Here is a 15,784-nt window from a genome sequence, read left to right on the forward strand (position 1 = left end):
CGTCGTTCCCTGACCCGCATCGCCACCGCAGCCGTCATCACCGCCATGCTGACCCCGATCCTGGGCGGCGCCGCCGTGTACACCAATGGCAGCAGGAACCAGACCTTCGACGTCACGATGAAGATCATCGCCGACTGCACCATCGCCGCCAACCCGCTGGACTTCGGCCAATCGCAAGGCGTGCTGGCCACCGCGGTCAGCGTCAACACCACGCTCAACGTCACCTGCACCAACACCACCCCCTACAACATCGGCCTGAGCGCAGGCAACGGCACCGGGTCGACCACGTCGGCGCGGCTGCTGAGCGGCACCGGCGCCAACACCAGCACCGTCGCCTTCAACCTGAACATGACCTCCGGCGGCGGCAACTGGGGCAACGCCCAGGGCACCGACACGCTGTCGGGCACCGGCTCCGGCGTGCTGCAGAACCTGACCGTCTACGGCGTGGTGCCGGCGCAGGCCACGCCGCAACCGGACACCTACAAATCCACCATCACCGCCACGGTCTACTTCTGATTGTTGATCCGGCTTCAAGAGTTCTTTGCGCCGCGCGGCCTTTGTGCGCGGCCCGTGTGTCCCCATACTGATTGCTTCTTGAATCGATTGGGAGCACAGCATGAAAGTATTCGTCACCGGCGCGGCCGGTTTTATCGGTGGTTCGATCGCAGCGGGGCTGGTCAAGGCCGGGCATGAAGTCGTCGGACTGGTGCGCAAGCCGGAACAGCTCGATGAGCTGGCCAGGATCGGCGTCACCGGCATCGTCGGCACCCTCAACGACCGCGATCTGCTGATCGCCCAGGCGCAGGCGTCCGACGCCGTCATCAATGCCGCCAGCAGCGACAACCGCGCGGCGGTGGAAGCCTTCATCGACGCCCTATCCGGCTCGGGCAAGGTGTTCCTGCACACCAGCGGCTCCAGCATCGTCGGCGACGCTTCCGGCGGCGAAGGCTCCGACCGCATCTATCTCGAAGACCAGCTCCCCGAACCGACCGCCGACAAGGCCGCCCGCGTCGCCATCGACAATCTGGTGCTGACCGCCGCCGACAAGGGCGTGCGCTCGGCCGTGCTGTGCAACACCCTGATCTACGGCCACGGCGCGCTGCCGCGCGACAGCGTGCAGCTGCCGCGTTTGCTCAAGCAGGCCCGCAAGAGCGGCATCGTGCGCCACGTCGGGCGCGGTTTGAACATCTGGTCCAACGTGCATATCGACGATGTGGTCGACCTGTATCTGCTGGCGTTGGAGAACACCGAGGCCGGCGCCTTCTACTTCGTCGAAAGCGGCGAGGCGGCGTTCCGCGACATGAGCGCCGCCATCGCCCGCGCGCTCGGCCTGGGCGCGCCGCAGGAGTGGCCGCTGGAGTTGGCCAAGGAGGAATGGGGCTATGAAATGGCTTCCTACGGCCTGGGCTCGAACAGCCGGGTGCGCGGCCAGCGCGCGCGCACGCAACTGGGCTGGCAACCGCATCGGCCGCCGGTGCTGGACTGGATCGCCAACGACATGCTGCGCGCTTAGTTCGCGCCGGCAAAAAAAGGGGATAATAGCGCCCAACTCGTTTTGAGCGCTATTTTGGATATATCCCATGGAAATTAAGGTCAACTTTCTCGATAAGCTTCGCCTGGAAGCCAAGTTCGATGATTTCACGGTCATCGCCGACCAGCCGATCCGCTACAAGGGCGATGGCTCCGCGCCGGGCCCGTTCGATTATTTTTTGGCCTCGTCGGCGTTGTGCGCGGCTTACTTCGTGAAGTTGTATTGCGATACACGCAATATTTCGACTGAAAACATCCGCCTGTCGCAAAATAATATCGTCGACCCGGAAAACCGCTACCAGCAGATCTTCAAGATCCAGGTCGAACTGCCGGCGGACATCTCCGACAAGGACCGACAAGGCATTTTGCGCTCCATCGACCGTTGCACGGTGAAGAAGGTGGTGCAGGCCGGGCCGGAATTCATCATCGAAGAAGTCGAGAACCTGGACGCCGACGCCCAGGCGCTGCTGATGCTGGCGCCGGCGGCCGACGCCAGCACCTTCATCCTGGGCAAGGATCTGCCGCTGGAGCAAACCATCGCGAACATGTCGGGCGTGTTGGCCGGCCTGGGCATCAAGATCGAGATCGCGTCATGGCGCAACATCATTCCCAACGTCTGGTCGCTGCACATCCGCGACGCGCACTCGCCGATGTGCTTCACCAACGGCAAGGGCGCGACCAAGGAAAGCGCGTTGGCCTCGGCCCTGGGCGAATATATCGAACGCCTCAACAACAATCACTTCTACGCCGGCGCGTTCTGGGGCGAGGACATCGCCAACGCGGAGTTCGTCCACTACCCGAACGAGCGCTGGTTCAAGCCCGGCCGCAAGGATGCGCTGCCGTCCGAGATCCTCGACGAGTACTGCCTGCAAATCTACAATCCGGACGGCGAACTGCGCGGCTCGCACCTGATCGACACCAACTCCGGCAATGTGGAGCGCGGTATCTGCTCGCTGCCGTATGTGCGGCAGTCGGACGGCGAGGTGGTGTATTTCCCGTCCAACCTGGTCGAGAACCTGTACGTCAGCAACGGCATGAGCGCCGGTAACACGCTGGCCGAGGCGCAGGTGCAGTGCCTGTCGGAGATCTTCGAGCGCGCCGTCAAGCGCGAAATCCTCGAAGGCGAACTGGCCCTGCCCGACGTGCCGCAGGAAGTGCTGGCGAAATATCCCGGCATCCTGGCCGGCATCCAGGGCCTGGAAGAGCAAGGCTTCCCGGTACTGGTCAAGGACGCGTCGCTGGGCGGCGAATATCCGGTGATGTGCGTGACGCTGATGAATCCGCGCACCGGCGGCGTGTTCGCCTCGTTCGGCGCGCACCCGAGCTTTGAGGTCGCGCTGGAACGCAGCCTGACCGAACTACTGCAGGGCCGCAGCTTCGAAGGCTTGAACGATTTGCCGCCGCCGACCTTCGCCAGCAACGCCGTGACCGAGCCGAACAACTTCGTCGAACACTTCATCGATTCCAGCGGCATCGTCTCGTGGCGCTTCTTCAGCGCCCAGGCGGACTACGACTTCGTCGAGTGGGACTTCTCGGGCCAGGGTGAAAACTCCAACGCCGACGAAGCCGCGACGCTGTTCGGCATCCTCGCCGAGATGGGCAAGGAAGCTTACGTCGCGGTGTACGACCAACTGGGCGCCATCGCCTGCCGCATCCTGGTGCCGGGTTATTCGGAAGTGTATCCGGTCGAGGATCTGGTCTGGGACAACACCAACAAGGCGCTGCTGTTCCGCGCCGATATCCTGAACCTGCATCGCCTGGACGAAGCCGGCCTGGAGGCGTTGCTGGAGCGTCTGGACAACAACGAGCTGGATGAATACGGCGACATCGCCACTCTCATCGGCATCGAGTTCGATGAAAACACGGACTGGGGCCAGCTGACCGTGCTGGAACTGAAGCTGCTGATCCATCTGGCCTTGCAGCAGTTCGACGAGGCGCATGAGCTGGTGGGCGCCTTCCTGCAATACAACGACAACACGGTCGAACGCAAATTGTTCTATCAGGCCTTGAACGTGGTGCTGGAAGTGGTGCTGGACGACGACCTGGAACTGGACGACTACGTGGTCAACTTCCGCCGCATGTTCGGCGACGCCCGCATGGACGCCGCGATCGGCTCGGTGGAAGGCACGGTGCGCTTCCACGGCCTGACGCCGACCAGCATGAAGCTGGAAGGGCTGGACCGCCACCAGCGCCTGATCGACAGCTACAAGAAGCTGCACCTGGCGCGCAGCAAGCGCTAATGCGGATGCCGCGCGGGCCGAACTCGTTCGCCAGCCCTTTGCTGTAGTTGCTCAAGGCCGCCTTGGCGGCCGCGTAGGCCAGCGTCGATTCATACAGCGGCAGGTGGCGGTCCTCAGTCCAGGTTAGGATAAGGGCTCTTGCCGCCTTCGGCGATGAACAGGTCGATGCGCGCCTCCAGCACCGGCAACGGCACCGAGCCCAATTGCAGCACGGTGTCGTGGAAGGCGCGGATGTCGAACTTCGAGCCCAGCGCCTGCTCCGCCTTCTTGCGCGCGTTGATGATGCTCATCTCGCCCAGGTAATAAGACAGCGCCTGGCCCGGCCACGAGATGTAGCGGTCCACTTCCGTTTCGATCTCGTGCTCGGACAGCGCGGTGTTGGCGTGCAGGTAGTCCTGCGCCTGTTTGCGCGTCCATCCCTTGCTATGCACGCCGGTGTCGACCACCAGCCGCGACGCGCGCCAGGCCTGGTAGCTCAACATGCCGAACACTTCATACGGCGTTTCGTACATGCCCATCTCCGCGCCCAGGCGCTCGGTGTACAGCGCCCAGCCCTCGCCGTAGGCCGAGATGTAGGCGTTGCGGAACGGCGGCCTGCCCTTCTGCTCCATCGCGACCGGCATCTGGAAGGCATGGCCCGGCGCCGATTCGTGCAGGGTCAGCGCCGGCATGCTGTACAGGGCGCGCGACGGCAGGTTGTAGGTATTGACCAGATAAACCCCAGGACCGCCACGGCCGGAGGTGTAGAACGGCGCCTGGTCGTCCGGCACCGGGATCACCGCGAAGCGGCGGCGCGGCAGATAGCCGAAGTACTGCGCCACCTTGGCGTCGAATTTCTTGGCGACCCAGGCGGAACGCATCAGCAGCTCTTCCGGCGTCTTGGCGTAGAAGCGCGAGTCGGTGCGCAGGAATTGCAGGAAGGCCGGCAGGTCGCCTTCGAAACCGGTCTGCTTGATCACGTCCAGCATCTCGGCGCGGATCTTCGCCATTTCGGCCACGCCGATCTGGTGGATCTGGTCGGCGCTCATCGAAGTGGTGGTGAACTCCAGGATCTTCGACTGGTAGTAGGCTTTGCCGTCCGGCAGACTCTCGGCCGCCAGCTCTTCGCGCGCCTTCGGCACGTACTCTTCGCGCATGAACTTCAACAGCGTCTGGTACGAAGGCAGGACGCTGGCCGCGATGGTCTTGGCCGCCCGCGCCCGCAATTCTTCCTGGCGCGCCGCCGGCATCGTCGCCGGCATCTTCTTGAACGGGGTGTAGAACACCGTGTCCTGCGGCGACTTGGCGTCGGTCACCGAGGTGATCGACGAATCGCGGCCGACCAACGTTACCTTCGGCGGCGTGAAGCCGCGCGCCAGGCCGGCACGCATGTTGACGATCTCCTCGTTGAAGTAGCGCGGCACGTCGGCCAGCTGCGTCAGATAGTCCTTGTACTGCTTCTCCGTGGTCATCGGCCGGCGCGCATCGGAGGTCATGTTGGACCAGAAGGCGCTGTCGGCGTTGAGCGGCTTTTCGTATTCGCGGTACTGCTGGTTGGCGATCAGCGCCGCGATCTGCGCCTTGTAGACCTGGTAGTTGATGCGTTCCTCGGGCGACAGCTTGTCCTGCGCGATGCCGTCCAACTTTTTCATCACACCCTGCCAATAGGCCAGGCGCTGCTTCTGCGTGGCGAGGTCGATGCGCGGCAGCGTGGCGGAGACGCCGTTGTCGTCGTCCTCGTCCTCTTCCTGCTTCTGGCTGATGCGCCACTTCCATTCCTGGGTGTAGATAGCCTTGAACTGCGCGTCGACCGGCCCGGCCTTGGCTACCGGAGCCGCCGCGTTGGCGGCGCCGAGACATAACAGCATGCACGCGCCGACGATGGCGGCGTTGAACTTCTTTTCCATGGTGCTCCAGGGTGTAGGGTTGATTACATGTCCAACAGATTACGGCGTTCGCGCAGCAGCGCGGTGAAAGCATCGGCGTTGACCGGGCGGCTGAAATAATAGCCCTGCATTTCGTCGCATCCGCGCTCGGTCAGGAACTGCACTTGCTCGCGGGTCTCGACACCCTCGGCGATGACGCGCATGTTCAGGTTGTGCGCCAGCGAGATCACCGACAGCGCGATCGCGGCGTCGGCGCTGTTGGTGGTGACGTCGTCGACGAAGGATTTATCGATCTTCAGCACGTCGATCGGGAAGCGTTTCAGATAGCTCAGGCTCGAATAGCCGGTGCCGAAGTCGTCCAGCGAGATGCTGACGCCGATGTCCTTCAGGCGGCGCAGCGCGGCCACCGCCTTGTTTGGATCGCCCATCACCGTGCCCTCGGTGATTTCCAGGCCGAGGAACTCGGCCGGCACGCCGAACTTGCGCAGCGTGCTCTCGACATACGGCACGGTGGCGTCGTTGGCGAACTGCCCGGCCGCCAGGTTGACCGCGACCTTGATGTCGCCCAGGCCCTGGTCGTGCCACACCTTCATCTGCGCCACCACGCTCTCCAGCACCCACTCGCCGATCGAATTGACCAGGCCATATTCCTCGGCCAGCGGGATGAAACGGTTCGGCGGCACCTTGCCCAGCACTGCGTTGTCCCAGCGCAGCAGCGCCTCGGCGCCGACCATCGCGCCGGTCTTCAGGCACATTTGCGGCTGGTAGTGGACCTCGAATTCGTCGCGCGCGATGGCGCCGCGCAGCTGGCCCTGGATCGCCAGCTTGTCGCGGATCTCCGCGTCCATGCGTTCGGTGAAGAAGGCGTAGTTGTCGCGCCCGATCTCCTTGGCGCGGAACAGCGCGGTGTCGCCGTTGCGCACCAGCTCCTCGAAGCTGTCGCCGTCGGTCAGGCTGACCGCGATGCCGATGCTGGAGGTGACGGTGATCTGCTGCTCGTCGATCACCAGCTCCTTGCGCAGGCCGGCCAGTATCTTCTGCGCCAGCGCCATCGTGGTGCCCAATTGCGCGTCGTCGGCGACGATGATCTGGAACTCGTCGCCGCCCTGGCGCGTCACGGTGTCGCCTTCGCGCACGGTCTCGGTCAGGAACTTCGACACCACCTGCAAGGCCTTGTCGCCCATCTCGTGGCCGTAGGAGTCGTTGATGCTCTTGAAGCGGTCCAGATCCAGGCACATGACGGCGACACAGCGGCCTTCGCGGCGCGCGGCGGCCAGCGTCTGGTCGAAACGCTGGCGCGCCAGCATGCGGTTCGGCAGGCCGGTCAGCGCGTCGTGGTTGGAGAGGAAGTCGATCAGATGCTGCTCGGCCTTGCGCTCGGTGATGTCCATGAACACCGCCACGTGGTTGACCACATGGCCGGCGGCGTCGCGCACCACCGAGGCGCTGAGCAGGCCGGGATAGATGTCGCCGTTCTTGCGCCGGGCCAGGATCTCGCCCGACCAGTGGCCGGTGTTGACGATCGACTGCACCATCTGTTCGAACGAGGCGGAGTCCTGCGCGCCGGCGTGCAGCATGCCGACGCCCTGCCCCACCACTTCCTGCGCGGTGTAGCCGGAGATATGCGTGAAGGCGGGATTGGTGGCGACGATGCGCGCCTCGCGGTCGGTGACGACGATGGCGTCCTGGGTCGCCTCGAACACCTGGCTGGCCAGGCGCAGGAACTCTTCGTTGGCGCGGCGCTGTTCGACCTCCTTCGCCAGTTCGGCGGTGCGCTCGGCGACGCGCTCCTCCAGCGAGGCCCGCTCCGCCGCCAGCGCCTTTTGCGCGCGGCCCAGCCGCACATGGGCGTCGGTGCGGGCCAAAATCTCCTCGGTCTGGAACGGCTTGGCGATGAAGTCGACCGCGCCCAGCGCGAAGCCGCGCACCTTGTCGTCGGTGTCGTGCTGCGCCGACAGGAAGATCACCGGCACATGGCTCAGTTCAGGCGAGGCTTTCAATCTGCGACACACTTCGAAACCGTCGATGCCGGGCATGCGGATGTCGAGCAGGATCAGCTCCGGCGGCCGCGATTGCGCGGTCCACAAGGCCAGCTCGCCGTTGGGCGCCTGGCGCACGTAATAGCCTGCCTCGGTCAGCAGGTCGCTCAGCAGTTTCAACGAGGCCGGCGTGTCTTCCACGATCAGCACTTCGCCCTTGGTATGTTGGTCCGACAAATCGCGGTGCATGTAAAAAGTCTCTCGCCTGGTTTGCTGCTACTTGGTTGCTGTCGCTATCATATACCTGTCAGCCCTGCCGCGCCGCCAGTTGCTCCCCCGCCTGATCGAGCAAAAGACACAATTGCGGATACTGGTGCAGCTGTATCATGTGCTCGATCCGTTCCACCACGCCGGCCAGTTGCGCCGGCAACGGCGCCAGGAGCGCCGCCACGCGCGCCAGATTCAGTTCCTGCAGCGCGGTCTTCAACGCTTCGCGCAGTTCCGGGGCCAGCTGCGCCAGATCGGCGCGCGACAGCGGCGGCAGCGGCGGCCGCGCGGCGTGGCTGTGATGGCGGCGCACGAACTGCAGCCCCAGTTGCTGCTCCAGCAGCAGATACAGGCTGTCCTGCTCGACCGGCTTGCGCATGAAATCGTCGGCGCCGGCGCTCAACGCCTCCTGCCGTTCCTCGGCGAAGGCGGACGCGGTCAGCATCACGATGCGCGGCTGCGGACCGTCGCGGTTGGCGCGGATCTGGCGCGTCGCGCTCAAGCCGTCCAGCGCCGGCATGCGCCAGTCCATGAACACCAGGTCTGGCCGCCACACGTCGACCATCGCCAGCGCCTGCGCGCCGTCGCCGACCAGCGCGACTTCGAAGCCCATCGGCTTGAGCAGGCTTTCCAGCAGCGCGCAGCCGTCGGCGTTGTCGTCGGCGACCAGGATACGGCGGCCGCGCTGCTGCGGCTCCAGCGCCGCCACTTCGTCCACGCCGTCCACCTGCTCGCTGTCGGCCACCTGCACCGTCACCGCGAACTGGAAGGTCGCGCCGGCGCCGGGCGCCGACTGCACCGTCAGCGCGCCGCCCATCAGCTGCACGAACTCGCGCGAGATCGTCAGGCCAAGCCCGGTACCGTCCTTGGCGCCCGGCCCTTCGGCCTGGATGAACGGTTCGAAGATGCGCTCCTGGTCCTCGATCGAGATCCCCGGTCCGTTGTCGATCACGGCGAACGCCAGCTCGCAGGTGCCGGCGTCCGGCCCGCGCCGCATGGCGCCGCGCACCCGCAGCGTGACCTTGCCCTGGCCGGTGAACTTGACCGCGTTCGACATCAGGTTGAGCAGCACCTGGCGCAGCTTGGTGCCGTCGACGCGGGCGCCGCCCGGCAAGCCGGCGCCGTCCAGCTCCAGCTCGACGCCGGTCTGGCCGGCGCGCATGCTGACCATGTCCATCACTTCCTGCAGCATGTCGTCGAGGTTGACCACCTCGGTCTGCAGCACGGCGCGGCCGGCCTCGATCTTGGACAATTCGAGAATATCGTTGATCAGCGTGAGCAGGTGCTGGCCGGAGCGGTGGATGATGGCCAGGTTGCGCTTCTCCTCCGGCAGCATGTTCTTGGAGTCGGCCATCAGGCGCGAGAAGCCGATCACGGAGTTGAGCGGCGTGCGCAGCTCGTGGCTCATATTCGCCAGGAACACGCTTTTGGCCTGGTTGGCCGCCTGCGCCTGGCGCACCGCCACCGACAGCGCGTTGGTGCGTTCGGCCACCAGGTCTTCCAGATGAATGCGGTGGCGGCGTAGCTCCTGCTCGGCCATTTTGCTGGCGGTGATCTCGTAATTGACGCCGACCATGCGCGACGGCTTGCCGTCGGCGTCGCGGAAGATCATCGCGTCGCCCTTGATATGGTGGACCGAGCCGTCCTTCCAGATGATGCGGAACTCGACGTCATATTCGCCGATGCCTTCGAGCGCCTGGCGCAGCGCCTCCTGGGTCGGAATGGCGTCGTCCGGATGCAGCATGGAGCGCCACAGTTCCAGCGGCACCGCCGGCGGCTTGCCGACGATATCGTACAGGCGGTGCATCAGCTCATCCCACACCATTTCGCCGGTGACCATGTTCCAGTCCCAGATGCCGATCGCAGCCGCGCCGCTGGCGATCTGCAGCCGCTCCTCGCTTTCGTGCATGGCGACGTAGCGGCTGTCCATCAGCCGCACCATGTCGCGGATCGACGCGTACAGCGTTTTCAGCTCGCCGAAGAACCAGTCGCGCGGCGGCAAGGCGCCGGGATTCTGGCCGGCCTTGACGTTGGCGGCATAGCGTTCGATGGTGGTCAGCGGCTTGAGGATCAGTTGCCACAGCAGCAGGTACAAGCTCAACACCAGCGTCACATCCAGCACGAAGATCATGCCGATGATGGTGTACAAGCGCTGGCGCAGCTGTTCGATCAGCACCGCCGGCGAGGCGTAGACGGTGATGTTGCCGATATTCTGCCCGCCGGCGACGATGGGGCGGCGCGCCGACAGCAGCTCGGGATTGTCGGGCAGGCGCGCGGCCGACACCAGTTGCGCCTGTTCGTTGCGGGTCAGGATGAAGGGCTGGTTGCTGGCCACCGGCTCGACGGCGCTGGCGTACAGGTCGCGGTTGCTCAAGCCGCTTTTCATGATGGTGACGATCTGCGTCTCGTCGAAGTTCCAGGCCGGCAGCGCCACGGCGGCGGCCAGCTCGTCGGCGCTGTTGGCCAGCGTCTTGTGCAGCTGCTCCCAGCGCTGCGCCCGTTCGACCTGATAGAAATACAGCGCGAACGTGGTCAGCACCAGCGTCACCACCGCCGTCAGCGTGACGCTGACGAACACAGCTATAGATACTCTTCCTGCACGGCGGGCGAGTCGGACCAACATCGGAAACCATTCTTTGGGGTTGATATATGGTGCAGCGACTCAAATCATAGGTTCAAAACGACTACAAGTCCATGGATTTAATTGCTCAAAAGGACTAATTCCATTATTCAACAGACAATCATGCAACAACGGATGCGGCGTGTAAATGATCGCAGGCGTTGGCGGTGCTCAGGAACAGCTTGCCGTTGAGCTGATGCAGCAGCTCGCTGTGGCGCAGGCGGTCCATCACCGGCCCCTTGACTTCGGCCAGGTGCAGGCCGATGGCGCGCCGCTTCAGGCTCAGGTTCAGTTCGGACAGCGCCATCAGCGCCGTGGTGTCGATCGAACTGACCGCCGACATGACCAGCACCAGCTGGCGCGCGCTTTGATGGGTGCGCAGCTCGCATTCGATGCGCTCCACCACCGCCTCCATATTGCCGAAGAACAGATTGGCGTCGATGCGCAGCACCAGCAACTCGGGCTGGGTTTCGGCCGGATAGCGCTCGATATTGCGGAAATGCTCGCTGCCGGCGATGCGGCCCAGCACCGCGATGTGCGGCCGGCTGGCGCGCCAAATCAGGGTCCCCATCGACAGCGCCACGCCGATGACAACGCCGGCCTCGACGCCCAGTACCAGCACGCCGAGGCAGGTCGCGCCCCAGGCCAGCGCGTCGCCGCGGTCGTAGCGCCAGGCGGTGCGCAGGATGCCCAGCTCCAGCATGCCGAGCACGGCGACGATGATGGTCGCGGCCAGCGTCGGCAGCGGCAGCAGCGCCAGCCAGCCGGTCGGCGCCAGCAGCGCGCAGGCCAGCAAGGCGGCGGTGATCAGGCTCGCCAGCGGCGTGTTGGCGCCGGCGGCGAAATTGACGGCCGAGCGCGACAGGCTGCCGGTCACCGGGAAACCGCCGGACAGCGCGCTGGCGACGTTGGCCGCGCCGAGGCCGATCAACTCATGGTTGCTGACCAGCTTCTCGTTGCGTTTGAGCGCCAGCGTCTGTGCCGCCGACATCGACATCAGGAAGATGATGAAACCGATCAGCAGGCCCGGTTGCAGCAACGGCCGCCAGTGCGCGCTGGACGTCGCCAGGTTCAGATGCGGCAGGCCGGCCGGCACGGCGCCGGTGGCGCGCACGCCCAGTTCCGGCAGATTGGTGGCCGCCATCAGCACGATGCCGCCGATCACCACCAGCATCGGCGCCAGCTTGGCGCCGATGTCGGCGGCGACCGGCGGCAGGCCGCAGCGCTTCAGCAGGCCGGCCAGATACTGCTTGGCCAGCACCAGCAGCAGCAGCGAGCCGACGCCGAGCACGGCGCTGGGCAGATGGAAGTGCGGCAGGTCGGCGCCGAGCAGCGTGTGCAGCTGGTCGAAGGCGATGACGATGGCCGAGCCGACGGTGAAGCCGCTCATCACGGGACGGGAAAAGAAATTGGCCAGGAAGCCCATGCGCAGCGCGCCGCACAACAGCAGCATCGCGCCCGACACCAGCGCCAGCTGGGCCGCCAGCACGGTGGCCAACGCCGAGCCGGGCGGCGCCAGCGGACCGATGACGGCGGCCGTCATCAGCGAGACGATGGCCATCGGCCCGACCGACTGGGTCATGCTGCTGCCGAACAGCGCATAGATAATCGGCGGCAAGATGGAAGCGTAGATCCCGACCACCGGCGGCAGGCCGGCCACCAGCGCGTAGGCCATGCCCTGAGGGATCATCATCATTGCCACCACCAGCCCGGCGCTGATATCGCCAAGCAGCTGGGCGCGCCGGTATTGCTTCAACCAATGCAGCATCGTTCGTCCACGGTACGGAAAATACCGCCAGTCTACGCGATAGCTTCGCGGCGGCCCAGCCCTTAGACGTTTTTTATTCTTACATATGCGAAATTCGCATAACGATCACAGCTTATCCTGCACCGCCTGCAGGATTTCCAGCGACAGCGCTTCATCGTCGACGGCACGGGCCAGCATGATGGCGCCGACCATCGAGGCGTATTTGGCCAGCGCCTGCTTGCGCTTGTCAGCGTCGTCCTCGCCCGGCATCAGTTTTTCCAGCACCGCCATCTGGCCGCAGGCGCCTTCGGTCAACGCGTGACGCGCCTTCGGGCCCAGGCGCGAGATGTCCGCGCCCAGCGAGGTGACCGAGCAGCCCAGCTCCGGATGGTCGCGGTGCTCTTGCGACAGGTAGCTGCTGCCGATGGTGGTCAACGCCGTGTCCGCGCCCTTGGCCGCGTAGCCTTCCCAGCGCTCCACCGATTTCTTCAACGCGTGCGCCGTCGCTTCGGCCAGCAAGTCCTCCTTGGACTCGAAATGGCCGTAGAAACCGCCGTGCGTCAGCCCGGCGCTCTTCATCAGATCGGCCACGCCGATGCCGTCGTATCCCTTTTCACGGAACAGCCGCGCGGCCGTTTCCACGATGCGCTGGCGGTTCAGCGCCACTTGCTCCCTGCTGACTTTCATCCCCGTCTCCCTCTTGAATCCTATTGACATTATACATTACGGGCGTAATATATCATTCATTACGATCATACTTTAAGGAATAATCGCCATGAAAGCAGTCATCAGCGCCTACGCCCGTTCACCCTTCCATTTCTCCCGTAAAGGCAAACTGGCCGAGGTCCGTCCCGACGATCTCGGCGCGCAAGTCGTGCAGGGCCTGATGCGGCGCACCGGGCTCGATCCCAAGCTGCTCGACGACGTGATCCTCGGCTGCGCCTACCCGGAAGCGTCGCAGGGTAACAACCTGGCGCGCATCGTGTCGTTGCTGGCCGGCTTCCCGCACCAGGTCAGCGGCATGACCGTCAACCGCTTCTGTGGTTCGTCGATGTCGGCCATCCACATCGCCGCCGCGCAGATCGAGGCCGGCCTGGGCGAAGCCTATCTGTGCGTCGGCGTCGAGTCGATGACGATGGTGCCGCAGGGCGGCTTCAACTTCTCGCCGAATCCGCAGCTGCTGGCCGAGACCGACGCCTATATCAGCATGGGCGACACCGCCGAAAACGTGGCGCGCAAATACGAGATCGCACGCGCCGACCAGGAAGTGCTGGCGCTGCAATCGCACCAGAAGGCCGCCGCCGCGCGCGCCGCCGGCCTGCTGAAGGATGAAATCGTGCCGATCACCACCGCCGGCGGCGAAGTCGTCGCCGAAGACGGCTGCATCCGCCCCGGCACCACGCTGGAAGCGCTGGCCGCGTTGAAACCGGTGTTCGATCCGGAACACGGCGTGGTCACGGCCGGCACCTCGTCGCCGCTGACCGACGGCGCCTCCGCCGTGCTGGTGACCAGCGAGGAATTCGCCCGCAAACACGGCCTGAAGCCGAGCGCGCGCATCGTCGCGATGGCGGCGGTCGGCGTCGATCCGGCGTTGATGGGCATCGGCCCGATTCCGGCCACGCAAAAGGCGCTGAGAATCGCCGGCCTGCAGGCCAGCGACATCGATGTGGCGGAGATCAACGAAGCCTTCGCCTCGCAGGCGCTGGCCTGCGTGCGCGAGCTGGGGATACGTCCGGAGGCGTTGAACATCGATGGCGGCGGCATGGCGATCGGCCATCCGCTCGGCGCCACCGGCGCGCGTATCACCGGCAAGGCCGCGGCCCTGCTGGAACGCACCGGCGGCCGCTATGCGCTGGCGGCGCAGTGTATCGGCGGCGGTCAAGGGATCGCGACCATCCTGGAGAAAATCTAGGCGGCCTTATTCGGCCACTTCGATGCAGTTGCGGCCCGCGCGCTTGGCGCGGTGCAGCGCCGCGTCGAGCCGGTCGAGCACTCCGGCGCCGCCCTCCTCCGGCCCGACCTGGGCCACGCCCAGGCTGACGCTGACGGTGGCGCCGCCCGGCCCGCCGACCGGCAGGTCGGCACTGGCGATCGCGCCGCACAGCTTGTCCGCCAGCCGCGCCGCGTCGGCGGCGGTGGTGTGGGTGGCGACGATCAGGAACTCCTCGCCGCGCATGCGGGCCAGCAGGTCCGAGGTGCGCAGCCGCTCCTTGACGGTCTCGGCGATCTTGCGCAGCGCGGCGTCGCCGACGCTGGAACCGTATAAATCGTTTGCCGAACGGAAGCTGCCGACATCGAACGACAGCACCGCCAGCGGCAGGCCGTAACGGCGCGCGCGGCGGATTTCGTTGTCCAGCATGTCCTCACCGGCGCGGCGGTTGGCGGCGCCGGTCACCGGATCCACGGTGCTCATCTGCGACAACTGGCTGGACAAGGCGTCGTTGCGGTGTTTCAGCTCGCTCATGCCCAGGCCGAAGCTGACAAACTGCGCCAGGCTGGCAAAGCAGGCGAACTGCTCGCGCGAAAAGGCGATGTGGCGGTCGAACATCAGACAGATGGCGCCCATTTCCGGGCCGCCCGGCTCGGCGCGCAGCGGCAGCGCCAGCACCATGCGCACGGCGCGGTCGTGCAGGCTCATGGCCAGTTCGGGATCGCCCGACTTTTCCGGCGCGTCCAGCAGCACCATGTCGCCGCGCGCCACCGCCATCAGCGGCGGGAACACTTCGCGCAACGGCGATTGCAGCAGGCGGTCGCGCCGTTGCAGCAGCCGCGCCAGGTCGAGGTGGTTGCGCGCCTCCTGCGCCACCAGTTGCAGGTCGCCGCGCGCCTTCATGTGCAGCAGCGCGGTGTGGCGCACGCCGGGGAAGTTGCACAGCGCCAGGCAGATTTGCGACGCCATGGTGTCGATGTTGTCGATGCCGCTCAAGGCGCGCTGCAGGCTGCGCTGCACGCCCAGCAGGTCGCGCAGCTCCTTTTCCTTGTCGAGCAATTGCTGCTGCATCGCGGCGGCGGCATCGGCCGGCACGTGCAGCGCGCGTTTGACGGCCTGCTGCAACTCGTCGCTGAGGAGCGGGCTGAGGCGGTAATCGAAGGAGCCGTAGGCCATCAGGTCCGGCAGCCAGGCGCTGTGCTGGTAGGCGCACAGCACCAGCACCGGCGCGCCGGCGCGGCTGCGGATCAGGGCGCCCACGCCGGTCAGCTCGGCCAATTGCTCGTAACCGTTGAGGTCGATGACCAACAGATCGACCGGCCGCGCGGCCAGCGCGGCGGCGGCGGCGTCCACATGGTCGATCGACATCAGCCGGGAGAACATTTCTCCGCAGTACGATTGAAACTGGGCGCGGCGTTCGGCGCTCGGGTTGAAATAGACACCGACACTGCCAGACCGGCTTTGCTCATCCGCCATGATGTTGCTCCTACGCATTTCTGGTTATCATTAAAATCGTCTCTGCCGGTAGTTTGCCATAAAGTTCATAATTAGCAATATTTTTTGCACTAAAGATCACTTTTTTGCTCTACGGCGTGGTTTGGGCGTC

General features: G+C 65.3%; 10 protein-coding genes and 1 pseudogene. 4 read left to right on the forward strand and 7 right to left on the reverse strand.

All coding sequences use genetic code 11. The annotated features are described in order from the left end of the window. Positions 1-45 precede the first annotated feature (45 nt). The 3 genes from GW587_RS04950 (at position 46) to GW587_RS04960 (ending at position 3,770) form a co-directional block, all read left to right on the forward strand. On the forward strand, positions 46-516 hold the full coding sequence (locus GW587_RS04950) for a Csu type fimbrial protein (RefSeq protein ID WP_229259324.1): 471 nt from the start codon (positions 46-48) through the stop codon (positions 514-516). A 100-nt stretch (positions 517-616) separates the two neighbouring features. Further along, the gene (locus GW587_RS04955; RefSeq protein WP_166099361.1) at positions 617-1,513 is read left to right on the forward strand and encodes an NAD-dependent epimerase/dehydratase family protein; all 897 of its coding nucleotides are present in this window, start codon (positions 617-619) and stop codon (positions 1,511-1,513) included. Positions 1,514-1,580: 67 nt separating this feature from the next. Continuing rightward, positions 1,581-3,770, forward strand: coding sequence for an OsmC domain/YcaO domain-containing protein (locus GW587_RS04960; protein ID WP_166099364.1), 2,190 nt, complete (start codon positions 1,581-1,583; stop codon positions 3,768-3,770). Between the two features lie 31 nt (positions 3,771-3,801). Here the strand turns inward: GW587_RS04960 and GW587_RS31170 are convergent. The 6 genes and pseudogenes from GW587_RS31170 to GW587_RS04990 form a co-directional block, all read right to left on the reverse strand. Then, a pseudogene (locus GW587_RS31170) lies at positions 3,802-3,900 on the reverse strand (hypothetical protein); the annotation flags it as partial. Continuing rightward, positions 3,884-5,656, reverse strand: coding sequence for a DUF885 domain-containing protein (locus GW587_RS04970; RefSeq protein ID WP_166099366.1), 1,773 nt, complete (start codon positions 5,654-5,656; stop codon positions 3,884-3,886). The gene GW587_RS04970 and the pseudogene GW587_RS31170, both read right to left, overlap by 17 nt. A gap of 23 nt (positions 5,657-5,679) precedes the next feature. Next, a complete protein-coding gene (locus GW587_RS04975; RefSeq protein WP_166099369.1) occupies positions 5,680-7,863 on the reverse strand; it encodes an EAL domain-containing response regulator in 2,184 nt (727 codons plus the stop codon). A 58-nt stretch (positions 7,864-7,921) separates the two neighbouring features. Further along, entirely contained in the window at positions 7,922-10,459 is a 2,538-nt protein-coding gene (locus GW587_RS04980) for an ATP-binding protein (RefSeq protein ID WP_371875546.1), read from the reverse strand. A 163-nt stretch (positions 10,460-10,622) separates the two neighbouring features. Next, on the reverse strand, positions 10,623-12,269 hold the full coding sequence (locus GW587_RS04985) for a SulP family inorganic anion transporter (RefSeq protein ID WP_166099374.1): 1,647 nt from the start codon (positions 12,267-12,269) through the stop codon (positions 10,623-10,625). A 105-nt stretch (positions 12,270-12,374) separates the two neighbouring features. Continuing rightward, entirely contained in the window at positions 12,375-12,935 is a 561-nt protein-coding gene (locus GW587_RS04990) for a TetR/AcrR family transcriptional regulator (protein WP_166099377.1), read from the reverse strand. Positions 12,936-13,023: 88 nt separating this feature from the next. On the opposite strand from GW587_RS04990, the gene GW587_RS04995 reads away from it, so the two are divergent. Beyond that, complete coding sequence (locus tag GW587_RS04995) at positions 13,024-14,160, forward strand: thiolase family protein (RefSeq protein WP_166099379.1); 1,137 nt, start codon at positions 13,024-13,026, stop codon at positions 14,158-14,160. Between the two features lie 6 nt (positions 14,161-14,166). On the opposite strand, the gene GW587_RS05000 is transcribed toward GW587_RS04995, so the two are convergent. Next, entirely contained in the window at positions 14,167-15,654 is a 1,488-nt protein-coding gene (locus tag GW587_RS05000; RefSeq protein ID WP_166099382.1) for a GGDEF domain-containing response regulator, read from the reverse strand. Positions 15,655-15,784: the final 130 nt, after the last annotated feature.

Source organism: Duganella aceris (genome assembly GCF_011090165.1).
Taxonomy (GTDB): Bacteria; Pseudomonadota; Gammaproteobacteria; order Burkholderiales; family Burkholderiaceae_D; genus Rugamonas; species Rugamonas aceris.

What these genes read in the sequence shown, in the direction of transcription:
- GW587_RS04975 (WP_166099369.1), bottom strand. Translation starts at nt 7,863, where the DNA reads ATGCACCGCGATTTGTCGGACCAACATACCAAGGGCGAAGTGCTGATC.
- GW587_RS04990 (WP_166099377.1), bottom strand. Translation starts at nt 12,935, where the DNA reads ATGAAAGTCAGCAGGGAGCAAGTGGCGCTGAACCGCCAGCGCATCGTG.
- GW587_RS04985 (WP_166099374.1), bottom strand. Translation starts at nt 12,269, where the DNA reads ATGCTGCATTGGTTGAAGCAATACCGGCGCGCCCAGCTGCTTGGCGAT.
- GW587_RS04960 (WP_166099364.1), top strand. Translation starts at nt 1,581, where the DNA reads ATGGAAATTAAGGTCAACTTTCTCGATAAGCTTCGCCTGGAAGCCAAG.
- GW587_RS04950 (WP_229259324.1), top strand. Translation starts at nt 46, where the DNA reads ATGCTGACCCCGATCCTGGGCGGCGCCGCCGTGTACACCAATGGCAGC.
- GW587_RS04955 (WP_166099361.1), top strand. Translation starts at nt 617, where the DNA reads ATGAAAGTATTCGTCACCGGCGCGGCCGGTTTTATCGGTGGTTCGATC.
- GW587_RS04995 (WP_166099379.1), top strand. Translation starts at nt 13,024, where the DNA reads ATGAAAGCAGTCATCAGCGCCTACGCCCGTTCACCCTTCCATTTCTCC.
- GW587_RS04970 (WP_166099366.1), bottom strand. Translation starts at nt 5,656, where the DNA reads ATGGAAAAGAAGTTCAACGCCGCCATCGTCGGCGCGTGCATGCTGTTA.
- GW587_RS05000 (WP_166099382.1), bottom strand. Translation starts at nt 15,654, where the DNA reads ATGGCGGATGAGCAAAGCCGGTCTGGCAGTGTCGGTGTCTATTTCAAC.